Annotated in this window: 24 protein-coding genes and 1 tRNA gene; 12 read left to right on the forward strand and 13 right to left on the reverse strand. The window is 60.1% G+C overall.

The window, feature by feature from the left end:
* Nucleotides 1-39 precede the first annotated feature (39 nt).
* Entirely contained in the window at nucleotides 40-1,092 is a 1,053-nt protein-coding gene (locus tag AC1DF8_RS19310) for a threonine aldolase family protein (protein WP_478154472.1), read from the forward strand.
* A gap of 67 nt (nucleotides 1,093-1,159) precedes the next feature.
* On the opposite strand, the gene AC1DF8_RS19315 is transcribed toward AC1DF8_RS19310, so the two are convergent.
* Nucleotides 1,160-2,014 (reverse strand): LysR family transcriptional regulator, encoded by an 855-nt coding sequence (locus AC1DF8_RS19315; RefSeq protein WP_112544146.1) that lies wholly within the window; start codon nucleotides 2,012-2,014, stop codon nucleotides 1,160-1,162.
* A gap of 94 nt (nucleotides 2,015-2,108) precedes the next feature.
* Here AC1DF8_RS19315 and AC1DF8_RS19320 point away from each other — a divergent pair, with 94 nt between their 5' ends.
* Nucleotides 2,109-3,113, forward strand: a complete 1,005-nt coding sequence (locus AC1DF8_RS19320; RefSeq protein ID WP_183890137.1) for a bile acid:sodium symporter family protein — start codon at nucleotides 2,109-2,111, stop codon at nucleotides 3,111-3,113.
* Between the two features lie 74 nt (nucleotides 3,114-3,187).
* On the opposite strand, the gene AC1DF8_RS19325 is transcribed toward AC1DF8_RS19320, so the two are convergent.
* Nucleotides 3,188-3,658 carry an Hsp20 family protein gene (locus AC1DF8_RS19325; protein WP_112544150.1) on the reverse strand — a complete coding sequence of 157 codons (471 nt, stop codon included), beginning with the start codon at nucleotides 3,656-3,658 and terminating at the stop codon, nucleotides 3,188-3,190.
* A gap of 683 nt (nucleotides 3,659-4,341) precedes the next feature.
* Here AC1DF8_RS19325 and AC1DF8_RS19330 point away from each other — a divergent pair.
* Nucleotides 4,342-5,313, forward strand: a complete 972-nt coding sequence (locus AC1DF8_RS19330; RefSeq protein ID WP_113204539.1) for an alpha/beta hydrolase — start codon at nucleotides 4,342-4,344, stop codon at nucleotides 5,311-5,313.
* Between the two features lie 3 nt (nucleotides 5,314-5,316).
* Here AC1DF8_RS19330 and hisN read toward each other — a convergent pair whose 3' ends face one another.
* Entirely contained in the window at nucleotides 5,317-6,090 is a 774-nt protein-coding gene (gene hisN / locus AC1DF8_RS19335) for a histidinol-phosphatase (protein ID WP_112544154.1), read from the reverse strand.
* 250 nt (nucleotides 6,091-6,340) lie between these two features.
* Nucleotides 6,341-7,222 (reverse strand): N-formylglutamate amidohydrolase, encoded by an 882-nt coding sequence (locus tag AC1DF8_RS19340; protein ID WP_112544156.1) that lies wholly within the window; start codon nucleotides 7,220-7,222, stop codon nucleotides 6,341-6,343.
* A gap of 190 nt (nucleotides 7,223-7,412) precedes the next feature.
* Between AC1DF8_RS19340 and cpdR1 the strand changes: the two genes are divergently transcribed.
* The 4 genes from cpdR1 (at nucleotide 7,413) to AC1DF8_RS19360 (ending at nucleotide 9,078) form a co-directional block, all read left to right on the forward strand.
* On the forward strand, nucleotides 7,413-7,775 hold the full coding sequence (gene cpdR1 / locus AC1DF8_RS19345) for a response regulator CpdR1 (protein WP_007527565.1): 363 nt from the start codon (nucleotides 7,413-7,415) through the stop codon (nucleotides 7,773-7,775).
* Nucleotides 7,776-7,859: 84 nt separating this feature from the next.
* Nucleotides 7,860-7,934 (forward strand) — tRNA-Val (locus AC1DF8_RS19350).
* A gap of 196 nt (nucleotides 7,935-8,130) precedes the next feature.
* Nucleotides 8,131-8,409 (forward strand): hypothetical protein, encoded by a 279-nt coding sequence (locus tag AC1DF8_RS19355; protein ID WP_478154473.1) that lies wholly within the window; start codon nucleotides 8,131-8,133, stop codon nucleotides 8,407-8,409.
* A gap of 180 nt (nucleotides 8,410-8,589) precedes the next feature.
* The gene (locus tag AC1DF8_RS19360; RefSeq protein WP_113015505.1) at nucleotides 8,590-9,078 is read left to right on the forward strand and encodes a hypothetical protein; all 489 of its coding nucleotides are present in this window, start codon (nucleotides 8,590-8,592) and stop codon (nucleotides 9,076-9,078) included.
* 20 nt (nucleotides 9,079-9,098) lie between these two features.
* Here the strand turns inward: AC1DF8_RS19360 and AC1DF8_RS19365 are convergent, their stop codons facing one another.
* The 3 genes from AC1DF8_RS19365 to AC1DF8_RS19375 all read right to left on the reverse strand — a co-directional run bounded on the left by AC1DF8_RS19365 (nucleotide 9,099) and on the right by AC1DF8_RS19375 (nucleotide 10,431).
* The gene (locus tag AC1DF8_RS19365) at nucleotides 9,099-9,815 is read right to left on the reverse strand and encodes a hypothetical protein (RefSeq protein WP_478154474.1); all 717 of its coding nucleotides are present in this window, start codon (nucleotides 9,813-9,815) and stop codon (nucleotides 9,099-9,101) included.
* Nucleotides 9,816-9,973: 158 nt separating this feature from the next.
* Nucleotides 9,974-10,153, reverse strand: coding sequence for a hypothetical protein (locus AC1DF8_RS19370; protein WP_113015503.1), 180 nt, complete (start codon nucleotides 10,151-10,153; stop codon nucleotides 9,974-9,976).
* 38 nt (nucleotides 10,154-10,191) lie between these two features.
* Nucleotides 10,192-10,431: a hypothetical protein gene (locus AC1DF8_RS19375; protein WP_112544165.1), complete on the reverse strand. Its 240-nt coding sequence runs from the start codon at nucleotides 10,429-10,431 to the stop codon at nucleotides 10,192-10,194.
* Between the two features lie 371 nt (nucleotides 10,432-10,802).
* Here AC1DF8_RS19375 and AC1DF8_RS19380 point away from each other — a divergent pair, with 371 nt between their 5' ends.
* Entirely contained in the window at nucleotides 10,803-11,897 is a 1,095-nt protein-coding gene (locus tag AC1DF8_RS19380) for a DUF475 domain-containing protein (protein WP_112544167.1), read from the forward strand.
* A 127-nt stretch (nucleotides 11,898-12,024) separates the two neighbouring features.
* On the opposite strand, the gene AC1DF8_RS19385 is transcribed toward AC1DF8_RS19380, so the two are convergent.
* The 4 genes from AC1DF8_RS19385 to AC1DF8_RS19400 all read right to left on the reverse strand — a co-directional run bounded on the left by AC1DF8_RS19385 (nucleotide 12,025) and on the right by AC1DF8_RS19400 (nucleotide 15,529).
* Nucleotides 12,025-12,195, reverse strand: coding sequence for a hypothetical protein (locus AC1DF8_RS19385; protein WP_007822797.1), 171 nt, complete (start codon nucleotides 12,193-12,195; stop codon nucleotides 12,025-12,027).
* 290 nt (nucleotides 12,196-12,485) lie between these two features.
* Nucleotides 12,486-14,003 carry a tripartite tricarboxylate transporter permease gene (locus AC1DF8_RS19390; protein WP_478154475.1) on the reverse strand — a complete coding sequence of 506 codons (1,518 nt, stop codon included), beginning with the start codon at nucleotides 14,001-14,003 and terminating at the stop codon, nucleotides 12,486-12,488.
* A 93-nt stretch (nucleotides 14,004-14,096) separates the two neighbouring features.
* A complete protein-coding gene (locus AC1DF8_RS19395; protein ID WP_478154476.1) occupies nucleotides 14,097-14,588 on the reverse strand; it encodes a tripartite tricarboxylate transporter TctB family protein in 492 nt (163 codons plus the stop codon).
* On the reverse strand, nucleotides 14,585-15,529 hold the full coding sequence (locus AC1DF8_RS19400) for a Bug family tripartite tricarboxylate transporter substrate binding protein (RefSeq protein ID WP_112544171.1): 945 nt from the start codon (nucleotides 15,527-15,529) through the stop codon (nucleotides 14,585-14,587). Before AC1DF8_RS19400 ends, AC1DF8_RS19395 begins: the two co-directional genes overlap by 4 nt.
* 528 nt (nucleotides 15,530-16,057) lie before the next feature.
* On the opposite strand from AC1DF8_RS19400, the gene AC1DF8_RS19405 reads away from it, so the two are divergent.
* Nucleotides 16,058-16,891 (forward strand): class I SAM-dependent methyltransferase, encoded by an 834-nt coding sequence (locus AC1DF8_RS19405; RefSeq protein WP_478154477.1) that lies wholly within the window; start codon nucleotides 16,058-16,060, stop codon nucleotides 16,889-16,891.
* A gap of 109 nt (nucleotides 16,892-17,000) precedes the next feature.
* Here AC1DF8_RS19405 and AC1DF8_RS19410 read toward each other — a convergent pair whose 3' ends face one another.
* On the reverse strand, nucleotides 17,001-18,065 hold the full coding sequence (locus AC1DF8_RS19410; protein WP_183890143.1) for an ABC transporter substrate-binding protein: 1,065 nt from the start codon (nucleotides 18,063-18,065) through the stop codon (nucleotides 17,001-17,003).
* 65 nt (nucleotides 18,066-18,130) lie between these two features.
* On the reverse strand, nucleotides 18,131-18,643 hold the full coding sequence (locus AC1DF8_RS19415) for a GNAT family N-acetyltransferase (RefSeq protein WP_112544175.1): 513 nt from the start codon (nucleotides 18,641-18,643) through the stop codon (nucleotides 18,131-18,133).
* A 262-nt stretch (nucleotides 18,644-18,905) separates the two neighbouring features.
* Between AC1DF8_RS19415 and AC1DF8_RS19420 the strand changes: the two genes are divergently transcribed.
* The 3 genes from AC1DF8_RS19420 (at nucleotide 18,906) to AC1DF8_RS19430 (ending at nucleotide 24,391) form a co-directional block, all read left to right on the forward strand.
* Nucleotides 18,906-19,583 carry a response regulator gene (locus AC1DF8_RS19420; protein ID WP_478154478.1) on the forward strand — a complete coding sequence of 226 codons (678 nt, stop codon included), beginning with the start codon at nucleotides 18,906-18,908 and terminating at the stop codon, nucleotides 19,581-19,583.
* Nucleotides 19,580-20,962: a sensor histidine kinase gene (locus AC1DF8_RS19425; RefSeq protein WP_478154479.1), complete on the forward strand. Its 1,383-nt coding sequence runs from the start codon at nucleotides 19,580-19,582 to the stop codon at nucleotides 20,960-20,962. Before AC1DF8_RS19420 ends, AC1DF8_RS19425 begins: the two co-directional genes overlap by 4 nt.
* A gap of 108 nt (nucleotides 20,963-21,070) precedes the next feature.
* Nucleotides 21,071-24,391 carry a transglutaminase family protein gene (locus AC1DF8_RS19430; RefSeq protein WP_478154480.1) on the forward strand — a complete coding sequence of 1,107 codons (3,321 nt, stop codon included), beginning with the start codon at nucleotides 21,071-21,073 and terminating at the stop codon, nucleotides 24,389-24,391.
* The last annotated feature ends 2 nt before the right edge of the window (nucleotides 24,392-24,393 follow it).

The following is a 24,393-nucleotide window of genomic DNA, read 5'->3' on the forward strand; positions in this document are numbered from 1 at the left end:
CCCGAAACTCCCGCCCCATCATTTTCAGTGGTTTTCTCTATGATTTTTGCTTCTGACAACTGGGCTGGCGCCCATAAATCCATTGCCGAACGCCTGCTCGCCGAATCCACCGGTTTTGCCGCCGCTTACGGCAACAGCGATCTCGACAAGCGAGTGGAAGCCCGCTTTTCAGAAATCTTCGAGCGCGAGGTTTCCGTCTTCTTCGTTGCGACCGGCACCGCTGCCAACTCCCTGGCGCTGGCGAGCGTCCAGCGCCCTGGCGGGATCACCTTCTGCCATTCAGAAGCCCATGTGATCGAGGATGAATGCGGCGCCCCAGAATTCTTCTCCGGCTCCGCCCGCCTCATGGCCGTCGACGGCGAGGCCGGCAAGATCGATCCGACCAAGCTCTCGGCAAAGATCGCGCACTTCCCGGAGGATGCCCTTCGTCATGGCCGCGCCACCGCTGTGACCATCACCCAATCCACCGAAATCGGTACCGTCTATTCGCTGCCGGAAATCGGCGAGATTTCCACGATCGCCAAGAAGCGAGGACTACCCCTGCACATGGACGGCGCGCGCTTTGCCAATGCGCTCGTTGCATTGAAGGCAACACCTGCCGAAATGACCTGGAAGCGCGGCGTCGATATGCTCTCCTTCGGCGGCACGAAGAATGGTTGCTGGTGTGCGGAAGCGATCGTCTTCTTCAATCCGGAACAAGCGAAGGAAATGCATTTCATCCGCAAGCGCGCTGCCCAGCACTTCTCCAAGTCGCGTTTCATCTCCGCCCAGTTCGACGCCTATTTCGAAAACGGCCTCTGGCTTGATCTCGCCCGACACTCCAATGGCATGGCCGACGGCTTGCGTGCCGGCATCGGCGCCAGCAATTCGGCCCGGCTCGCCTGGCCGACCGCCTCGAATGAAGTTTTCGCGGTCATTCAGAAATCGGCGGCAAAAACGGCTGAGAGCAAGGGTGCAAAATTCTACGAGTGGCCGATCCCTGCCGGGATGCCGGATCTCGTTTCGGACGGCGAAACTCTTGTCCGTCTCGTCACCAGCTTTGCAACGACCGAAGCCGATGTCGATGGCTTCCTCAAATGCCTGGTGGCCTGATTTCGCAAATGCCTGATTCGAGAAGGAAAATCCCGCCGTCGCCGGCGGGGTTTCTGATTAAAGATCTTCAGGCCGACCGCAAGCCTCTGACCTTCTTTAGAATATCATCCGAAAGTGCCGCCACGAGCGCCTGATCGGCTCCCTTTCGCGGCACCAGTACGAACTCGACATCCTCCAGCACCGGCAGCCGGGCCGGCGAGATTTCCTTCAACCCCGAGGGCGCCATGCTGCGCGGCTGCACGAGCACTCCCATTCCGGCGCGTGCTGCTGCCGTCAGTCCGCTGAGGCTGCCGCAGGTGCAGACGATCCGCCAGTCCACGCCCTGCCGACCGAGCGCTTCCAGCGCAATGGCGCGCGTCACACTCGGCGGCGGGAAAGCGATCAAGGGCAGTGGACCGGATGCGAGCACATGCTCTGGATCACGCGCCAGCCACACCAGCGGCTCCCGGTACACGAGCTTTCCGTGCTCATCGCCGAGCCTTCGCTTGGCAAGCACGAGATCGATCGCCCCTGCATCCTGCATTTCATAAAGTACACCGGAAAGTGCCACCGTCAGTTCCATATCGACGGAAGGATGCGAGCGTACGAAATCTTCCAGCACCGCCGGCAAGCGGCTCGTCACAAAATCCTCGGAAACGCCAAGCCGCAGCCGCCCACGCAGGCTGCCGCTCTTGAACAGCGACTGCACCTGCCCCTCGATCGACAGCATCGCCCGCGCATGCGTCAGCAAGGCCTCGCCATCGCCGGTCAGCACGACCTTGTGCGTATCACGCTCCAGCAGCCGGCGCCCGAGTGAGGTTTCCAGCCTCTGGATATGCTGGCTGACCGTCGACTGCCCAAGCCCCAGCCTTTCGGCGGCCAGAGTAAAGCTGCCCATCTGCTCGACGGTGACGAAACTGCGTAGCTGTGAGAGATCTAGCATCGGGGAGATCCAGATTTGTAATAACTGTTATTCCTTGCATCCTGGATCATAATGAGCGACAGAACAATGACTCTTTAAGTTAGGCGAGACAGCCATGCGGCGCTTTCTACCCGATACGTTCACCATCCTGCTCGTTTGCACCGTCGTCCTCGCGTCGATCTTCCCCGCGAGTGGCACCTTTGCCGGCTGGTTCGGGGTAGCGACCGATTTTGCCATCGCGCTGCTGTTCTTCCTGCACGGCGCACGCCTCTCGCGTGATGTTGTCGTTGCCGGTCTGCTGCACTGGCGCCTGCACCTCATGATCCTGCTGACTACTTTCGGCCTCTTCCCGATCTTCGGGCTGGCGATAGGCTTCATCCCGGATTCGATCCTGCCGCAGCCGCTTTATCTTGGCATCCTCTTCCTTTGCGTGCTGCCGTCGACGGTGCAGTCCTCGATCGCCTTCACATCGATGGCCGGCGGAAACGTCCCCGCGGCGATCTGCTCGGCGTCGGCCTCGAACATCTTCGGCATGTTTTTGACGCCGCTGCTTGTCGGCCTGCTCTTCTCGGTCGGCGGCCATGGCGGCTTTTCCTTCGACGCACTGGAACAGATCCTGCTGCAATTGCTGGCTCCCTTCGTTGTCGGCCAGATCCTGCAGCCCTGGATCGGCGAGTGGATCCGCTCCAAGAAGAAAATCCTAATGCCCGTCGATCGCGGCTCCATCCTGATGGTTGTCTACCTGGCTTTCTCGACGGCCGTCGTCGAAGGCCTATGGCACACCTTTTCGATCGCCGATATCGCCGCCGTCATCATCGCCGATATGCTGCTGCTGGCGCTCGTCCTCGTCATCACCATGCATGGCAGCCGCTGGTTGGGCTTCAACAAGGCGGACGAGATCACCATCACCTTCTGCGGGTCGAAGAAGAGCCTTGCGAGCGGTGTTCCAATGGCAAACGTCATCTTTGCCGGCCAATCGATCGGCGCGATCGTCCTGCCGCTGATGCTCTTTCACCAGATCCAGCTGATGGTCTGCGCCGTCATCGCCCAGAAATATGCCGCTGCCGCAGCGCGCCGCACATCAGAAAAAAAGCTGGAAGAAGCGACAAGCCCGGCCTGACCAGGTGAGACGGCTTCAAAACAAAAACGGCGCCCTTTCGGGCGCCGTTTCGGTCTGATCCGGTTGAAAGCGGATTAGCTGTTGACGACCTGCGCCTCGATCGACTTCGGAGCCTCGACCGGCTCAGCGGCAATAGCGATCTTGCGGGGCTTTAGAGCCTCCGGGATGCTGCGCAGAAGGTCGATATGCAGGAGGCCGTTCTTCAGCGAAGCGGCAGTGACTTCGACATGGTCGGCAAGCTGGAAGCGGCGCTCGAAAGCGCGCTTTGCAATGCCGCGGTAGAGATATTCGCCGCCATCGGCATTTTCTTCGCGCTTTTCACCCTTCACGGTGAGCGCGTGGGCATGCGATTCAATGGCGAGTTCGGTTTCGTCAAAGCCGGCAACGGCCATGGTGATGCGATAGGTGTTCTCACCGGTCCGTTCGATATTGTAAGGCGGATAGGTCGGAACCTGGTCCGGCTGGGAAAGGCTGTCGAGCATCGTGAACAGACGGTCGAAGCCAACGGTGGAACGATAAAGGGGAGAGAAGTCTACGTGACGCATGATGTCCTCCTAGGGAAGCGACGTGTTGCGATAGCATGTCCGTGAAACCCCATTCTTGGCGGCTCCGGGACGATTGCGCGGACCCTTCTGGCGTCCGCAAAGTTCAGATGGGGATGGCCTTCATGGACTTCAAGCCCTCTTCAAAACGCTGGGATTTCTGCGTGAACCCTGCATGAACGGCAGGTTCGGAGAAGGTTCAGCCGCCTCTCACTAGAGATAGGCGCATCGGGTGATACTGGCCCGACGGCTGAAGTGTATCGTCCCTTCTTCTTCAGCCTCAATTCGGCCGGCCAAGAGCTCCCTCAGCTCCGCCGGCCACTTTTCTTCAAGCATAGAGCTCTGCAAGTCGATCCGCGGATCGATATCGAGACAATCCAGCTGCAGATGGTCGAGCCGACTGATTGGCGGGCGCCGGAATTAACAGGACTAGTGGAAGACCCAAATTCGTGACCGGCATCCCGGCGCCGCAATCTTCTGTCATGAACGTGCGGATAACCGGCTTCATGCCGGGACAAATCGTTCGTTCGCACTAACTTTAGCGTGTCTCAGCTTTCGCCGAGCTTGTCGCATGGAGAAATCTCGTTCCATTATACTTCGCTTATATTAAGCGGTAATTTCGCCATTGATTTTCCCAATCCCTGCGGTATCCCCTAGTAAATCTCTCACGCGAAGAAACACTGGCCATGGAACAGGTGCTTTACTCAACTCCAGAAAATCCGGCGCCGGAGAACCGCACCGAAGGTTTCTTCGAGACCCACGACGGCCATAGGTTGCGTTATGCCGTCTTCCGGTCGCAAACACCGGCGGCCCATGGAACGGTGGTGCTTCTGCACGGCCGTAGCGAATGTATCGAGAAGTATTTCGAAACGATCCGCGACCTCACTTCCAAGGGTCTCTGGGTCGCGACCTACGACCTGCGCGGCCAGGGCGGCTCACCACGGCTGATCAAGAAGCGCAATCACGGCCACCTGCGCCGCTTTTCCGACTACGAGCGCGATCTCGACACCTTCCTCGAGAAAGTCGTGCTGCCGGATACAAGGCTGCCCTTCTACATGCTCGCCCATTCGACCGGCGGACTGATCGCGCTTTCTGCCGCACCTTATCTTTCGACGCGTATTGAGCGCATGGTGCTGTCCGCCCCTTTCCTCGGCCTTATTGGCCAGGCCGCTTCCGAGGGCATGATCCGCGCGGTGTCGGCGACGCTCAGCGCGATCGGCCTTGGTGCCTTGCCGCTCGGCAAGATGAAAGAATTGCAGTTCCCCGATAACCCTCTGACATCGGATGAAACGCGTTTCGAGCGAAACGCGGCGATCGCAAGGGCTCACCCGGAACTTGCTCTGGGAGCGCCGACTGCCCGCTGGATGCACGAATGCATGAAAGCGATCGACCGGGTGACCCAGCCCTATCATCTCTTCTCGATCACAATCCCCTCTGTCGTCATCGCACCGACGCGCGACGGCCTGGTGCCCTATACGGCGCAAGAACGGCTTTCGCGCTATTTCCGTGCCGGCCAACTCGTGCCGATCAATGGCGCCCGACACGAGGTATTCCAGGAAAGAGATATGTACCGCGCCGCCGCGCTCGCAGCGCTCCACGCCTTCATTCCAGGCAGCGATGCTGAGGCGACCGAGGATGTGGCTGCAATCGGCGCATGAGCCTTAGCGCTGCAGAATCTCGATCGCTTCTTCATAAACCGCCCTGCTGCCGGCAGCGATGATCGAACCGCCATTTTCCGGCCGCCCGCCATCCCAGGTGGTCATGATGCCGCCGGCACCCTCGATGACAGGAATGATGCCGCCTACGTCGTAAGGCTTGAGGCTGTTTTCGACAACAAGATCGACATGGCCCGCCGCCAGCAGCGCATAGGCATAACAATCGCAACCATAGCGGAAGAGCCGTACCTTGCTTTCGATTTCGCGGTACTTGTCCATCTCCTCACCGACGAAGAGATGTGGCGATGTCGTGAACAGGATGGCATTGGAAAGAGCGCCGCAATCACGCACCTGCAGCCGGCGCTCGCCCTCAGGTCCGCTGTAGGTCGAACCATTCTCGTCGCCGAAATAGCGTTCGCCGGTGAAAGGCTGCTCGATCATGCCGGCAATAGCCCGGCCGTTCTTCTGCAGGCCGATCAGTGTCCCCCAGACAGGGACGCCCGAGATGAATGCGCGCGTGCCGTCGATCGGGTCGATCACCCACACATGCTCTCGATCAAGGCCGACATTGCCGTGCTCTTCGCCCAGAATGCCGTGGTCGGGGAAATGCGCCTCAATCAGCGCGCGGATGGCGGTTTCCGCCGCCCTGTCGCCTTCGGTGACCGGGTCGAAGCCGGAAGACAGCTTGTTGGTGACATTGGTGCCCGAGCGAAAACGCGGCAGGGTTTCCGCCTTCGCAGCTTCGGCAAGACGGTTGAAGAACGAACGGTCAGGAAGCATGGAGAAATCCGTTTAGCTGGCGGGAAATGGCGCTTTTCATAGCGAAAAAGCAGTGGAATGCAAATGAAACGGGCAATTTTGGCTTAGCTGCCTAAAGATTTTGCAGTGCAATATAATGCTTGACATTTGTGCAATGCAACAGTAGTTTCCTGATTACAGTCTTCTGACTGTAAATACCCTCCTTGGGTGTTTCCTCCCTAGACTTAGCCGCGCTGACAAGGCGCGGTTTTTTTTGACCTGAGTGAGAAAATTACTCGGCAGCAAGCGCCCGGTCGCCGGAGAATTTCTCGACGTAGTCGGCCATCTGCCGCATGAACGACGTAATGGCGGTCACCACGATGTCGAAATCGGGTCGCTTCTCCAGCGTGACCTCATCGACATAGATCGAACGATTGACCTCGATCTGCAGCGCATGCAGCCCGCGCGACGGGCGGCCGTAATGTTCGGTGATGAAGCCGCCGGCATAAGGTTTGTTGCGGATCGCGGCAAAACCCATTTCCTCGAGGATACCGATCGCCGTGCGCGAAAGCTCTGACGAAGCGCTGGTCCCGTAGCGGTCGCCTATGATGAAATCGGGTCGCGCATTGCTGCCGGCAACGCGCACATTGCCGGGCATGGAATGGCAATCGATCAGGACACCAAAGCCAAACTGTACATGCGTGCGCGCAATCAGCCGCCGCAGCGTCGAATGATAGGGCTTGTAGACGCTTTCGACACGTTCCAGCCCTTCCTGCACAGGCAGCCGGCGCGCATAGATTTCCATGTTCTCGGCCACGATGCGCGGAATGGTACCAAGTCCACCGGCAACCCTCAGCGAATTGATATTCGCATAAGGCGGCAGCAGGCCGTCGAACATGCGCGGATCGAGCTCATACGGCTCTCGGTTGACGTCCAGATAAGCGCGCGGGAAGTTCGCAAGCAGGAGTGGCGCGCCGAGGTCCACGGCCGCACCGAACAGTTCATCGACATAATGGTCTTCGGACCGGCGTATCGAGATGCCTTCCAGCCGCGACTGTGCGATGAATTCCGGTGGATAAATACGGCCGCTGTGAGGGGAGTTGTAGACGAAGGGGATGGTCTGCGACACGGGCTCATGCACTTCAAAAAGCTCGTATTCGCGTATTTCCGGCACTTTCTGCCCTCTTTACCATGTCATCAAGTGGCTGTGAGGGCTATGTTGCCAGTTGCCTGCCCTTAAGTCCATACTACATGGAAGGGATAGCGGCCGCGGCTAGGGCGATTTCACCGGTTGTTTACCGGGCGAAGTATAGTGTAGACGGCTGGTATCCCATAAAAAACGTAGTGATCAGCGGTCCGGATTAATGACTCAGAAGATACTTCTCGCCGAAGACGACAATGATATGCGCCGCTTCCTGGTGAAGGCGCTTGAAAAGGCCGGCTACAAGGTCCTTTCCTACGACAACGGCGCTAGCGCTTATGACCGCCTGCGTGAGGAGCCCTTCTCCCTGCTCTTGACCGATATCGTCATGCCGGAAATGGATGGCATCGAACTGGCGCGGCGCGCGACCGAACTCGATCCCGACCTGAAGGTGATGTTCATCACCGGTTTTGCAGCCGTTGCACTGAACCCTGATTCGAAGGCTCCCAAGGATGCGAAGGTCCTTTCTAAGCCTTTCCACCTGCGCGACCTCGTCGAAGAGGTCAACAAGATGCTTGCCGCATAAGGCGTCTTGGCGGATCGTCACAAAACTTCAAAAAAGCCTATTGACGGCTCCGGAGGTTTTGTGGTCTATGCGCCGACATCGGATGGGCGTGTAGCTCAGCGGGAGAGCACTACGTTGACATCGTAGGGGTCACAAGTTCGATCCTTGTCACGCCCACCATCCTAATTCGCTGAAAAGCAAGGCCTTTCGAGGAATCGAAAGGCCTTTTTAGTTTTGGCGCTGTGGCCTTCGCAGGCTCTTCTAAGACCGGTACGAAGTGTCTGCTTGTTCGTGCCGCATTTGCCGAAACTTCCCTGAAAAGTGGCTTGACCAAACGGTTGCAATGTTGCTTCGCTCTCCCTCATTGGGGGTGCACATGAAAATTTTCATCGGATTGATATTGCTGCTGATGTTGAGCTGGAGCCCGGCTTCCGCAAAAGAAGACATGACGCTCCGCGCGCTCATGGAGAGCAAGGAGACAAGCGTCGTCACGATGCTGATTGGCGGGGCGGGATTGACACTTCGAATGGTGAACACCCACCTCGCAGCTGAGGGCAAGCCCCTTATATTGCTCACCGCGGAACGTCACGATTTCGCAAACCGAGTACGTCGAAATCGTGAAGAGATATCTGGAGCGGCACCCGGATATCGGTGAGAAGACGTTCCAGGCTTATCCCTTGGTCCTGCTCAGGTCACTGGAGCAAATGTATCCGTGCTGAGACGATAGAAATCCATCTTCGACGCCAAACCAAATTCGGACACAGAGCCATGCCATGCGCGATAATGGAGCCCGAGGTGTTGATTCGCCTCGTCAGTTCACGGGGTTCGAATCGAAATGAAATTATCTGCGCTTGCCATCGCCGCCTTCTCCACCCTCACTTTTGCCGCTGCAGCGCAGGCGGATGACAATTTTCCGGGTGCGCCCGGCGTCATTGCGCTTGGCGGCAAGTGCCAGAAGCTGGTCGTTGCCAAGTTTGATGCCACGAAGGGCTGCAAGGGAGAGCTGGCAAGTGTGACGCTCGTCAACGGCACGGTCACCTTCATCTTCACCTCTGATGGCAAGCTGTTGGGCTTCCAGGGCGACGGCAAGGGCATCAAGCCCGCATCCAATGGCAATGCCCGCCTGCCACTCAGCCTCGTCACCACGGGCGTCGGCAACAAGATGACGGGTGAAGTGAAGGTTGCCGGCTTCTGCACCTTCGGCAATCCTTATGCCGGCAAGCCGATGGCCATCGAGTGCACGGCGGAAAGCAAGGATTCGGCCTTCACGGGCAGCTTCCGCACCAACGGCAAGGCGCCGGCACGGAAAAACGGTGGAAAATAGAGAGCGCTGGACTGACGGCCTCAGGCGCACCAGGAGCCCGAGGCAGATCCCGGCTTCCTCGCCAGGCCCTCATTGATAAGACGCGTACCGAAGGAGCGCCCGTCGCGCGAAATGACACGCGGCGCGCCACGGTCATCCACCTTGCCGGCAGCATTCATGTTGAACGGACCGGCGTTCAGCAGCGCGAGCAGACGGGATTTGGCGGCAAAGGCGATCTTCCGTTCGTCTTCACAGCGAGCGCGGTCGACATCCGGGCTCACCATATCAGCGATGATGATCTTCTCACCCTTGTACCAGAAGGTGCCGGCATCGCCGACGCAATTGATATGCTCGCCTTGCCCGCAATATCCAAAGGCGGCCTTGGCGGTTTCCGAAGAGGACGGGGCAACAGGGGAAATAGAGGCCGGCACGATCTTTGCGGTCGGCACTGGAGCCGAGGGGATCGCCGCAGGCGGCACCGGATCGTTCGTCCGCCGCGGCTTGGCGGCAGGTGCTGCGACGGCAACTTGCTTCGGTGCTTCCTTGGGTGCCTGAGGCTTGGCTTCAGCCGCTTCGCGGATAACGGCAGCCGGTTCCTTCCCTAACATCGGGCGGATGGTCTTCCAGTTGTCATAGGCGGCAATGGCGCCCACCGCGGCGATGCCGAGCACCAGCCAGGGCATCGCGCCTCCGGAGGATGAGCTGCTCTTCCTTTTTGCCGGCGCCTTGCGGCGGCCGCGTGTTGCTGTCTTGGCCATCGATCCGATTCCCTTGAACGGGCCGGATTATCGCCGCGCAATCCTTTCCGAAAGGTTGGCAAAGCATCGCCGCGGATCGCTTTCCCAAGCCGAAATTCGCCGGAAACGAAAACGCCCGGCTTGATGGCCGGGCGTCTCGTATAAATTCTGCCTGGGACTCAGCAGCCCTGCGCTGCCGAAGGTGCCGCTGCGGGCGTCTTCGCTGTTTGCCCGCTCGGCTGCACGGATGGCCTCTCGCGCTTGCCAATATCTATCCGGCGCTCCGCCGCATCACGCACGGCCTGCCATTCATATTCGTGCTGGATGAAAATATCGCGCGGCACAAGATTGATCGTCATTCGTGTCTCACCTGTTTGATGGATTGCGGAACTGGTTTTCAGCGGACCGGTTTTGCGACATGAGCATTGTCGCTTTTGATGTCGGGACCGCCCTTTGAAAGATCGCTGCCGGTCACATGCGCCGGCACGTGAATGTCGTGGATAACACCCGGCGTCAGCGTCAGGTCCACATGATGCGGCGGAAGAACCTGCGCCTTCTGCATACGATTGGGTTTCGCCCGCTTGATGCGGTCCGAGGCTTCCGTGCGCCTGTCGGGAACATGGGTCGAATTATGCATCGTCGCCCTCCTTCAAGAATTCTGAGCTGCGTTCGTCGGCTCAGCTAGGTTCTAACGGGTGAGCGCTCGCATGGTTCCAAAGAAATCGGTAACCGTGGCCCAGCCCACGTCTTGACTGGGGCAGCAACTTCACTACCTAGTGAGGCACCCGCACCTCATCCAGACATCGGTTGCGGGGGAACCCTGGTGCCGGGCCCCTCTGGCGAGAGTTTTTACGGCGCTCTCGTGATGTCGGTACCGCCTGCAAATTAGCCGGCGGATTTTTCATCGATGAAAAAGCTCACCATGCCAAACGCGCATGCCCGTTGCGGTATGCGTTTTTCTGTTTTCACCTCATCTTCAAAAACGGTTTGCGGCTGCGAGGTGCAGTCATGAGCCAGCCTCAATCCCACAAGTCTTCGCTCGGCTATTTCCGCTGGGCCTTCATCGTCACGGCGCTCGGCCTTGCGCTCGGCGCATTTCTCGGCTGGCAATCGACCGGCACGCTGGGCGGCATGGCAACCGTCTTCTTCATCTGCAGCGTGCTGGCCGTTCTGGAGATCTCGCTCTCCTTCGACAATGCCATCGTCAACGCCAACAAGCTGAAGGAAATGACTCCGGTCTGGCAGCACAGGTTCTTGACCTGGGGCATCATCATCGCCGTCTTCGGCATGCGCATCGTCTTCCCGTTGGCGATCGTCGCCATCGCGGCCCAGATCGGTCCGTGGGAAGCGCTCGTGTTGGCGGCCCGCGAGCCGGCAGAATATGCCCGCATCATGAATGACGCGCATCTGCCGATCGCCGCCTTCGGCGGTACCTTCCTGATGATGGTCGGCCTTACCTACTTCTTCAACCATGAGAAGGAAGTCCACTGGATCGGCTCACTGGAGCGGATCATGGCGCGTTCGGCCGCGATCAAGGGCATCGAGATCGCCTTCGTGCTCCTGCTGATCCTGCTCTTCTCCTCTCTCCTGGAGGGTGAAGACGCGACCACCTTCGTCTACTGCGCCATCTACGGTCTCGTGACCTTCCTGGTGGTCGAAGTCATCGGCGGTCTCCTCGACGCATCGCAGCGCGCGATGAGCGAAGCGGCAAAGGGTGGCCTCGGCGCCTTCATCTATCTGGAAGTTCTGGATGCCAGCTTCTCCTTCGATGGCGTCATCGGCGCCTTCGCACTGACGCAGAATCTCTTCATCATCGCCATCGGTCTCGGCATCGGCGCCATGTATGTGCGCTCGATGACGATCATGCTGGTGGAGAAGGGAACGCTTGCCGAATACCGCTACCTGGAACACGGCGCCTTCTACGCGATCCTGATCCTCTCGGTGATCATGTATGTGCAGACCTTGACGCACATACCCGAGGTCATCACTGGCCTTGGCGGCGCTGCCCTCATCGGCATCTCGCTCTGGTCCTCGATCCGCTACAACAGACAGGAGCGACAGAAGGAAGCGCATATGCCCGAACGGGAGCGCCTTCACGCCTGATAAGCAAAAGCCGCTGCGGTCTGGCGCTGCGGCTCGGATAGTCCAAAAAACAAAGCCCGCGACCATCGGTTGCGGGCTCATTCATTCAATATCTGATTTGGCATTCAATCTGCGCATTCGGCACGTCTTACCGGATGACACGGCCGAAACTTACCGGATCGATACCGAGTTCTTGCAGGTCGCGTGCGCGCGGCTTGCGGCCACCTTCGACAGCGGCGCTGACTGCGTTTGCGGCACCAAGCGCTGCAAAGGCGCGGGCCAGGAAACCATTGTGGATCGACTTTCTGAAAGCGGACATCTTCTTTTCCTCTCGCTCTTTCGTTGACCTTTCCTAGATGGGAAAATCCGCATGCACTCACAACGCGCAAGAAATCACCGCTGCCATGCAAAAAGCGCATATTTCTTTCGCCGGCAAATGAAAAACAGTCCGGGAAACGTTACTACAAATCCAATTTTATCATTCGATTTCAATCATATGATTGGAGAGGACAGCGGATTTCAGCCGGAAAAAAATTGTTAAACGCCAAAAGAAAGGCCGGCCATGTTGCCACGGCCGGCCTGAATTAGGGGTTAGGTCGTCTTTTTGTTTTAGTCTTCATTTGCCGCGAGCTGAGAGAGAACCTGGCCGCGGCCACGCAATCTCAGGATCAGCGGGATGAGGAAGGCGGCAGCCGCCACGATCAGCAGGCCGCAGGCGATCGGCGACATGACGAGTGTGGTTACGTCACCCTGACTGATCGAGAGCGCACGGCGAAGCTGCTGCTCGGCCAGCGGTCCGAGAATGAGACCGACGACGGCAGGCGCGATCGGATAGCCGAAGATCCGCATGACATAACCGAGAACGCCAAAGCCGAGCAGCATGCCGAGTTCGAAGACCGAGGGGTTGGCGCCGATCGTGCCGAGCGTGGCAAACAGCAGGATGCCGGCGTAAAGCCACGGTTTCGGGACCGTCAGCAGGCGGACCCAGAGGCCGATCATCGGCAGGTTCAACACCAGCAGCATCGCATTGGCGATGAGCAGGCTGGCGATGAGACCCCAGACGAGCTGTGGGTTGGTGGCAAACAGCAGCGGTCCCGGCTGCAGACCATATTGCTGGAAGCCAGCGAGCATGATCGCCGCCGTCGCCGATGTCGGCAGACCGAGCGTCAGGAGCGGCACCAGAGTGCCGGCAGCCGAAGCATTGTTGGCAGCCTCCGGACCGGCAACGCCTTCAATCGCGCCATGACCGAATTCCTCCGGGTTCTTCGAAAGACGCTTTTCGGTGGCATAGGAAAGGAACGTGCCGATTTCAGCACCGCCCGCCGGCATGGCGCCGATCGGGAAGCCGATGATCGTGCCACGCAGCCAGGGCTTCCAGGAACGCGCCCAGTCCTGCGCATTCATCCAGAGCGAGCCGCGTACCGCCTCCACCTTGTCTTCGCCGCGCTTCCCCTGGGCGGCGATATAGAGTGTCTCGCCAATCGCGAACATCGCAACGGCAAGCGTCGTCACCTCAATACCGTCGAGCAGATCGGGAATGCCGAAGGACAGGCGCGCCTGCCCCGTCTGCTGGTCAATGCCGACCATGGCGAGCGCGAAGCCGATGAAGAGCGAGGTGAGACCGCGCAGTGCCGAATCCCCGAAGGCCGAGGAGACGGTGACGAAGGCAAGCACCATCAGTGCGAAATATTCGCGTGGACCGAAAACCAGCGCCAGCTTCACGATGTAGGGCGCCACGAAAGCAAGGCCGAGTGTGGCGATAAGGCCGGCGACGAACGAGCCGATGGCCGCTGTCGCCAGCGCCGGTCCGCCGCGCCCTGCCCGCGCCATCTTGTTGCCTTCGAGCGCAGTGACGATCGAAGAGCTTTCACCCGGTGTGTTCAGGAGGATCGACGTTGTCGAGCCGCCATACATGCCGCCGTAATAGATGCCGGCGAACATGATGAGCGAGCCGCCCGGGTCGAGCTTGTAGGTGGCAGGAAGAAGCAGCGCGACCGTCAGCGCCGGGCCGATTCCCGGCAGCACGCCGACGGCGGTGCCGAGGGTTACGCCGATGAGGGCGTAAAGCAGGTTGATCGGCTGCGCAGCAACCAGAATGCCCTGCCAGAGGAATTCGAATGTGCTCATGGTTTTTTCCCAAGCGGCGGCTCCTGAGGGGGCACAGGACCATCCGCGCAAAAAGCAACGAAACTGAGAGCGCCCGGTGCGAGGCGAGCGCTATCAGAAGAACAGGTGTTCGAGCGGCCCGGCCGGCAGCGAGAGCTGCAGGAGCTGCGAGAAGATCGTCCAGACAATGAAACTCATCACGATGCCGATAGGCAGCGAGAACCAGATCTGGCGCTTGCCGAAACCGCGCGCGGTCAGTGCAAAGAGTACGCCCGTCGCAATCGAGAAACCGGCGGTGCGCAGGAGCAGCATCTGTCCGGCAAGGCCCGCCACAACCCAGATGACTGGCGCCACTTCCTGATGTTCGCGTTCCGGAAAATCGCCGCGCCAGGCTTCGAAAGCCGTCCAGATGCCAAGACAGAAGAGGCCGAGTGCTACGACTTTCGGCACTGTCGACGGTCCGATGCGGTCATACTGCGCGATCGTCTTCAGATGCGAGGCATCCCAGAAGACCACGACGGCGACCACGATGAGGAAAGGGGCAATGATCAGCGCCGCCCAATCGGGGCGGCGCTTCGTTGCCGATGAGGTATCGGCTTCACTCATTGAACGAGACCGATATCTTTGAGAATGCCCGCGGTAGCCGAGACATCCTTTTCGAGCTGCGCCTTGAACTCGTCGCCTGCAAGGTAGGTGTCGGCCCAGCCCTTGGTCTTCAGGGTTTCCTGCCAGGCGGCAGACTTGTGCAGCTTGTCGAAGTCAGCCGCAATCGAGGCGACTTCTTCATCGGTCAGGCCCGGAGCGGCGGCAACCATGCGCCAGTTCTGGATGGAAACGTCGGTACCGGCTTCCTTGAAGGTCGGTGCATCGACGCCGTCGATGCGGGCATCGCTGGAAACGCCGAGCAGACGCAGCGTGCCGGCTTTCACCTGCGATTCGAATTCGCTGTAGCTCGAAATGCCAGCTGTGACCTGGCCGCCGAGGATAGCGGCGAGTGCTTCGCCGCCGCCCGAGAAGGCGACATAGTTGATCTTGGTCGGATCGACACCGGAAGCTTTGGCGATCAGACCAACGGCGATGTGGTCCGTGCCGCCGGCAGAACCGCCGCCCCAGGAAACGGCGCCGGGATCGGCCTTCAGCTTGGTGACGAGATCGGCGAGCGTCTTGATGTCGGACGCGGCGGGAACGACGACAGCTTCATACTCGCCGGTCAGGCGAGCGATCGGGGTGACATCCTTCAGCGTGACGACCGACTTGTTGGTCAGCAGCGCGCCAACCATGACGTAGCCGCCGACGATCAGAGCGTTCGGATTGCCTGCGCTCTGGCTGCTGAATTGCGCAAGACCGATGGAGCCGCCGGCGCCGGGTACGTTCTGAACCTGAACGCTCTTGGAAATACCTTCCTGCTGCAGCACCGTCTGCAGTGAGCGAGCCGTCTGGTCCCAGCCGCCGCCGGGCGCTGCCGGAGCGATGATGGTGTAATCGGCGGCGTAGGCCGGCAGCGCAATAGCCGCTGCCAAAAGAGTTGCGATGAAAGTGTGCTTCACGATGTGTCCTCCGTACTGCGGCTGAGCGAACCGCCTGTGCTATTTTTTGAAAATGAGGAGAGATCACCGATCGGTGGACGCAATTGTCCTGATAGCGAGCGGAAGTCCTCCCGGAATTCTTCAACTCTCCGCCTCCACGGAGAAGAAGTAGCCCAAGCCATCATATGAAGCTGTCATTTAGCTGACATCCTCGGGATATCCAGTGCGGCAGGACACTTTTTTGCCGCAATTCGGCTACCTTCGCGCGAAAGACGGCAGCACTTACCCAGGGCAGGCATATGACTAGTACATTGTCTGTACTGGACGCCAGCTGGCACATGGCGGATACTTTGGCGCGGGGGACGATCGGAAGGCAAATGGCGGATGAGTACCTAGGCCGATTGCCATCCCGAGGCACGTTCCGCCTGCGAGCCGACCTGGAGCACTTCAAGAAACCGGTCGAAGGCTGCGCTCAAAACCTGAATTAGGCGAAACCGGCGAACGATCGCGGCAATGGCCCATCCTCGCCGACATGAGGGGAAACATGCCATGCAAACCACAGGAGATGCCACAGCTCAACCCACGCCAGATCTCGCCGCGCTGAAGTCGCGTCAGCAGTCGGCCTGGGCATCCGGCGACTATTCCGTCATCGGCGCCCGGCTGCAGATCGTCGGCGAGAATCTATGCGAGGCCCTCGACCTGCGTTCCGGCGAAAAGGTTCTCGATATTGCTGCCGGCAACGGCAATGCGACGCTTGCTGCTGCGCGTCGCTGGGCCGAGGTGACCTCGACCGACTACGTTCCTGAACTTCTGGAGCGCGGCCGAGAGCGGGCGATAGCAAACGGCCTGGCGGTGAACTTCCAGCAGGCCGACGCGGAAGCATTGCCCTTCAAGGATGCAAGCTTCGATGTCGTCGTCTCCACGTTCGGCGTCATGTTTACGCCGGATCAGGACAAGGCGGCAAAGGAAATGCTGCGAGTCTCCCGGCGCGGCGGGCGCATCGGCATGGCCAACTGGACGCCGGAGAGCTTCATCGGCCAGGTCTTCAAAACGATAGGCAAGCATATTCCGCCCATGCCGGGCGTCAGGTCGCCTGCACTCTGGGGTACGAAGGCCCGGCTGGAGGAAATGTTCGGCGGCCAGGCCGGCATCGAGGCAACGTCGCGGATGTATAATTTCCGCTATCGCTCGCCGGCACACTGGCTGGAGGTTTTCCGCACCTGGTATGGTCCCGTCTACAAGGCTTTCGAGGCTCTGCCGCAGCCGGGAAAGACGGCTCTCGAGGAGGACTTCCTCGCGCTCATCGCACGCTTCAACCGCGCCAAGGATGGCACCATGGTCGTGCCGGCGGAATATCTGGAAGTGGTGATTCACAAAGGCTGATTGCTGCGGTTATGGCAGCATCGATGCGAAAGGGTGAGGTTTGCGGCAAGCGAGCTTCGCCCCTTGCCATTACCGGCGCTGCCAAGCGGCGGCACCGGCGAGCGGGTTCCTATTGCGTCCGCAGCACCTCATTCCAGTGCGCAATCAGTCGGGCGCGTTTCACCTGGTCGAGATAGACCATGAGACCCGGGCTGACCGGCACCGGACGCAACTGTGCGCCGAGCAGTTCCTGCAGGGTATTGGCGGTGTTCTCGCCGGCAACTTCCGGGCTGACGGCCGGTATCTGCAACTCGCGCGCCATGATCGTCTGGCCTTCCTTCGACATGAAGAAGGCAAGGTATCGCCGCCCGAGTTCCGGTTCGGCGGCCGCCTGCGGCACCAGGCCGATACGTGACATCACGACCGTATAGTCCTTCGGCAACACGATGCCGACATCAGGATGACGCGAAGCCCAATCGGCCGCATAGGAACCAAGAATATTGTAGCCGAGCACGAAGCGCCCGTCGGCGACCCGCTCGAGGATCGCCGAACTCGTGGAGTAGAGTTTCACGCCGGCCGCGCCCATCGCGCCGATCACCGACCAGATGTCGCCGAACTGCTCCTGATCGCGCGCCATGAACAAAAAGCCCACGCCGGAACGTTCGATGTCATAAGTCCCGATCCGTCCATAGACTTCATTGCCCTTGCGCTTGAGGTAATCGACGAATTCTGCTCGCGAGCTCGGGACAGATTCATGAACGAAGCTCGGCTTGTGATAGACGAAGACGGCCGGTTCGAAGGTCAATGCATAGGCCGTGTTGCGCCAGTTCGCCCATTTCGGCCATTGGGCGCTCATCGGCAGATTGCTCACCTGCGCATAACCGTCATTCGAAAGCTTTACCTGCAGGTCCATTGCAGAGGAGAAGGCGAAGTCCGCCGTCTTGTGACCTGCATCTGTCTCCTTGACGATACGGTCGTATATATCTCCTGTCAGCATGTCCTCATATTTGACCGCCACATCCGGATTGGCGTCCTGAAAGCCGGCGATCATGGGCTGGGCCAGCGGCTCGTCGAGCGAGGAATAGACGGTCAGCACCGGCGCGCCGGCATTGCCCGACCTCGCCGGATAGAAGACCTGATCCGCGACCGCAAAGCCGGGCACCAGGCACAAAAACAGAATAAAAACGCTCCTCATCGAGAAAGAATGCCCGAGCTGCACAGGCCAGACAAGGGGCCGTTTCCAACGGCCATTACCAGGCTTCAAAGCTCACGCTCGAAGAACAGCAGGATCGGCTTCAGATCATCGGGAATGTCGTAATAGGCGTCTCGCTCGCGAAAACCCAGGCGGCGATAGAGCTTCTGAGCAGCGACCTGCCGATGGCCGGTATCGAGCCGCATCATCCGGTAGCCATCCTTCTTGGCCTGGGCAAGGGACGCCTCACAGAGTGCCTGCGCCGCCCCGCTGCCACGTGCCAGCTCGGAAACGAAGAGCCGCTTCATCTCCGATATGCCCGGCGCAATCTCATGCTGCATCACGCAGCCGACAATCTCTCCATCCAGCCGCGCCAGGAACATTGCGCCTTGTGGTCTTGCGTGGATCTTCGGCAAATCGGCGAGCATCGCCTCGAATTTTTCCGGGCTGTAGTAAAGTTCGATCTGTGCCCGCTCGTCCGGATAGTTGTCGTAGAGCCATTGTCGGAAGGCCCGGCTGAGATGCCGAACAGCATCGATCTCTTCAGGGCCTTCCACCAGTGCAACCGACAGATTCCCCATCCGCAAAGCCTCCCCGAGCTTCTCTCCTATATTTATCATGACAGGCTGCGCCCCGCCATCGGCATGTCGGCGCATCGACACTGGTCAACGGCGTCGCAGCGGGTCCGGCTCACGACATGCGGCGCGTTTCTTCCCTCGGCAGTTTGCTGCCGCGAGGTGTGAGTTCCCACGCACCACTCTCCATTCACCAATTACCAGAATCGCTGTGACATCGGGCTGCCGTCCCTGATAAACTCCCTCAAAAATTCGAGGGAAACATCCGTTGCGCATCCTGCTGACCGAAGACAATATCGCGCTGGCCGACGGCCTGTCGGCGATCTTGCGTGGTACGGGCCATGCCGTAGATGTCGTCCATGACGGAGCCTCGGCCAACGCCGTGATTGCAGCCGAAAATTTCGATCTCGTCATTCTTGACCTGAACCTGCCTGAGATGGACGGGCTCGATGTGCTGCGCGCCATGCGCGCCCGCGGCAGCAGGGCTGCAGTGCTTATCCTGACAGCGCGCGGCTCTCCGGAAGAACGCGTCAAAGGGTTGGATCTCGGCGCTGATGACTATCTTATAAAGCCCTTCGACATTGCCGAATTCGAAGCGCGCGTCCGCGTGCTCCTGCGTCGCCAGGYTGGGCTGCATTCCTCGACCGTCAGTTTCGGGGCGATCTCGCTCGACCTTAACTCTCGCGCCTTTTCGGCCGGTAATACCCCGCTCGATATTCCCGCCCGCGAACTCGGCCTTCTGGAAATCCTCTTCATGCGTGCTGGCAAGGTTGTCGCCAAGGAAGCAATCATGCAGTCGCTGACCGCTTTCGATGACGACATTTCGTCCAATGCCATCGAGCAATATGTCAGCCGGCTGCGGAAAAGGCTCTCGCCGCACGGCCTGACGGTCAAGACCGCACGCGGCATCGGCTATTACCTCGACAAACTGCCCGAGGCCTCATGACGGCTGCCTATTCGCTCCGGCGCCGACTGCTTTTCTGGCTGCTTGTCTCGACCGCCGTCATCGGCACGCTGGCGCTTGCCGATACCTGGCGCGAGGCCGTGCAGACATCGAATATCGTTTCCGACCGCGTGCTGGCCGGCTCGGCACTGGCGATTGCCGAACGCGTGGTCGTCGCCGAAGACGGCACGCTCGAGGTCGACATTCCCTATGTCGCGCTGGAGATGCTCACCTCGGCAGCGCAGGACCGTGTCTTCTACCGTGTAGACGGCCCGCCCGGAACGTTCATCACCGGATATCAGGCGCTTCCGGTATTGAAGGAAACGCAGGGCGAAACCGCCGCCTTCGCCGACGATATCTTCCGTGGCGAGCCGATCCGCGTCGCGACCTTGGGACGATCCGCCTCGACCGGTATCCGCTCCGTGCCGTTCGTTGTCACCGTCGCAGAAACGACCATCGCCCGCCGTCAGCTTGCCCAAGCGATCCTCGTGCGCTCGGCCCTGCGTCTCGCTGTCATGATTGCCGGTGCTGCCGTCATCGTCTGGATCTCCGTCACGGTGGCACTGCGACCGCTCTACAAGCTTGGCGACGCTATCGGCGAACGCAGCCCCGACGACCTGCACCCGATCGAACAATCCGTGCCGAGCGAGGTGCAGCCGCTCGTCGATACCGTCAACTCCTTCATGGTGCGTCTGCAATCGGCCCTCGATGCGCTGCGCAATTTCACCGGCAATGCCAGCCATCAGCTGCGCACGCCGCTTGCCATCATCCGCACCCAGCTTGCCCTCTCCGCTCGCTCCAGCTCACTGGATGAGGCACAGCACGCTGCCCTCAAGGGCGATCAGGCGGTCGCCCATGCCGAGCGCATCATTGCGCAGCTTCTGCTCATGGCCAAGATCGATGCCGCCACCGCCAAGGAAGCGCTGACGGCCTCGGCCATCGATCTCACCGCCATCGCCCAGGAGATCACCGGCGAGCAGATCCCGCGGGCTGCCGAAGCCGGCATCGATCTCGGCTTCGAGGGGGAAGGCCCTGCCATGATCCGCGCCGAACCGCTGCTGATCGGCGAAATGCTGCGCAATCTTGCCGGCAACGCCATTGCCTATGCCGGCCAGGGCGCAGAAGTGACCGTGCGTATCCTTGAAGATGCCGAGACGGTGCGGCTGGAGGTCGAGGACAATGGCCCGGGCATTCCACCCGAAAAGCTCGAAGCGGTCAGAAAGCGTTTCTCCCGCGGAAATGAATCCGGTGCGCCCGGCGCCGGTCTCGGCTTGCCGATCGTTGAGGAAATCGCCAATCTTTTCAACGCAAGACTGACACTCATCCCCGGCCGCGGCGGCAGGGGCTTGAAGGCGTCGGTGACCTTCAACAGAGCTGCCTGAACGTCATCCCCGCGTTAACCTTTCTGCCTTGCATTCTTTCGCTGCATTGCACACACTGGCCTTGGGAACAGCTAAGCCGATCAATGGCGCGCGGACAAAAAGAGCAATATGTCGATCAAAGCCAGCATCTATCATCTGACCCATTATCAATATGACAAACCGGTCCGCCTTGGCCCACAGATTATCCGCCTGAAGCCCGCCTCGCATTCGAAGACGCGGGTCCTGAGCCATTCGCTGAAGGTCACGCCGTCGAACCATTTTGTGAACTTGCAGCAGGATCCATACGGCAATTACCTCGCCCGCTTCGTCTTCCCCGACCCGGTGACCGAATTCAAGATCGAGGTCGATCTCGTCGCCGACATGACGGTTTACAATCCCTTCGACTTCTTCGTCGAAGAGGAAGCGACGATGTGGCCCTTCGACTATCCGGAAACGATCCGCGAAGACCTGTCGATATACATGAAGCCGGAAGAGCCCGGCCCGCGCCTGAGGGCCTTCCTCGAAACGCTCGACCGCTCGGAGCAGAAGACGGTCGACATGGTCGTCGGCCTGAACATGCGCCTGCAGCAGCAGATCGGCTATGTGATCCGCATGGAAGCCGGCGTCCAGACACCGGAAGAGACGCTCGAGACTGCCAAGGGCTCTTGCCGCGACACGAGCTGGCTGCTTGTCCAGATATTGCGCCACCTCGGCCTCGCCACCCGCTTCGTCTCCGGTTATCTCATCCAGCTGACCCCGGACCTCAAGGCGCTCGATGGGCCGTCCGGCACGGAATATGATTTCACCGACCTTCATGCCTGGGCCGAAGTCTATCTTCCCGGCGCCGGCTGGATAGGGCTGGACCCGACCTCGGGCCTCTTGACCGGCGAGAGCCATATCCCGCTTGCCGCCACCCCGCATTTCCGCAATGCCGCGCCGATCTCGGGTGGCTATTTTGGCGAAGCCGAGACCGAATTCGCCTTCGACATGAAGGTTGCCCGCGTCGCCGAGCATCCGCGCATCACCAAGCCCTTTTCAGACGGCGCCTGGGACCAACTCAACGAGCTTGGCGAAAAGGTCGACCGCATCCTCGAAGTCGAAGATGTGCGCCTCACCATGGGTGGCGAACCGACCTTTGTCTCCATCGACGATTTCCAGTCTGATGAATGGAACACCGAAGCCGTCGGCCCGACGAAACGCGAAAAGGCGGATGCCTTGATCCGCCGGCTGCGCACCCGTTTTGCTCCAAATGGCTTCCTGCACTACGGCCAGGGCAAGTGGTATCCGGGCGAAAGCCTGCCGCGCTGGACCTTCTCGCTGTACTGGCGCAAGGATGGCCTGCCGATCTGGTCGAATGACAATCTCGTTGCCACCGAGGGCCGCAACTATCAGGTCACCGAGGATGATGCCGGCCGGCTGCTGACTGCGATTGCCGGCGAACTCGATCTTTCGCCCGACTATGTCGCACCGGCCTTCGAAGACCCCGCCGAATGGCTGATCAAGGAAGCGAGCCTACCCGAAAACGTTGATCCTTCGAACTCCAAGCTGGAGAATGCAGAGGAGCGCAGCCGTATCGCCCGCGTCTTCGATCGTGGGCTGACCCGTCCGACCGGCTACGTTCTGCCCGTTCAGGCATGGAACGCGCGCGCCACCGGTCGCAGCTGGACGAGCGAGAAATGGTCGACACGGCGCGGCCGGATCTTCCTCATGCCGGGCGACAGTCCGGTCGGCTACCGCCTTCCGCTCAACTCCCTCGCCTATATCCCGCCGTCGCAATATCCTTACATCAATCCGCTCGATCCCTTCGTGCAGCGGCCCGAACTACCGGATTTCGTACGAGATAGCGGGAGAGCGTTGCAGGCCGCACACTTCCAGCCTTTCACCGGCCAGCAACCGACCATGCCGCAGTCGGCCAGCGAAATTGGCGGACACATTCGTACCGCCCTTTCCGTCGAGCCGCGCGATGGCCGCCTCTGCGTATTCATGCCACCAACCGAGACGCTCGAAGATTATCTCGATCTCATCGCCTCGACCGAACGCGCCGCCGCCGCTCTCGGCCTTGCCGTCCATATCGAAGGTTATGCGCCGCCACAGGATGAGCGCATCAACGTCATCCGCGTGGCGCCCGATCCTGGCGTCATCGAGGTCAACATTCACCCTTCCTCGACCTGGAAGGAGACGGTGGACATCACCACCGCCATTTACGAGGAAGCGCGAAAGAGCCGCCTCGGCGCCGACAAGTTCATGATCGACGGCCGTCACACCGGCACCGGCGGCGGCAATCACGTCGTCGTCGGCGGCAGCAATCCGAACAACAGTCCGTTCTTGCGCCGTCCGGACCTGCTGAAAAGCCTGGTGCTGCACTGGCAGCGCCATCCGTCGCTCTCCTATCTCTTCTCCGGCCTCTTCATCGGCCCGACCAGCCAGGCGCCACGCATCGACGAAGCCCGTCACGACAGTCTCTACGAACTGGAAATCGCGCTGGCGCAGATCCCCGCTCCCGGACGCGGCCTGCAGCCCCTGCCCTGGCTCGTCGATCGCCTGTTCCGCAACCTGCTGATCGACGTGACCGGAAATACCCATCGCGCCGAAATCTGCATCGACAAGCTCTTCTCACCCGACGGCCCTACCGGCCGCCTCGGCCTCGTCGAATTTCGTGGCTTCGAAATGCCGCCGAATGCCCGCATGTCGCTCGCCCAGCAATTGCTGGTGCGGGCACTCATCGCCCGCTTCTGGACGAATCCGGCCGAAGGCAGGTTCGTGCGCTGGGGCACGTCACTGCATGACCGTTTCATGCTGCCGCACTATGTCTGGCAGGACTTCCTCGATGTGCTCTCCGACCTTCGTGAAAACGGGTTCGATCTCAGCTCGGACTGGTTCAAGGCTCAACTCGAATTCCGCTTCCCCTTCTGCGGCGAAGTCGAATACGAGGGCTCGAAGCTGGAGTTGCGCCAGGCGCTGGAGCCCTGGCACGTCATGGGCGAACAAGGAGCGGTCGGCGGCACGGTGCGCTACGTCGATTCGTCCGTCGAACGCCTGCAGGTCCGCCTCGAATCCAGCAATGCCTCGCGCTACGCCGTCACCTGCAACGGGCGCATCGTACCGCTGACACCGACGGGCACATCTGGCGTGTCGATCGCAGGCGTGCGTTTCAAGGCCTGGCAGCCGGCTTCCGGTTTACACCCCGTGCTGCCCGTGAATACGCCTTTGACTTTTGATATTTATGATACATGGTCGAAACGTTCGATTGGCGGCTGCATCTATCACGTTGCCCATCCGGGCGGGCGGAACTATGACACCTTCCCGGTCAACGGCAACGAGGCGGAAGCGCGCCGACTCGCCCGCTTCGAACCGTGGGGACACACGGCGGGCGGTTATATTCCGCGCGCCGAGACGGTCTCGCCTGAATTCCCGCTCACGCTGGATCTGAGGCGACCCGCTGGAATTTGAAG

Source organism: Rhizobium sp. 05N49 (assembly GCF_056396805.1).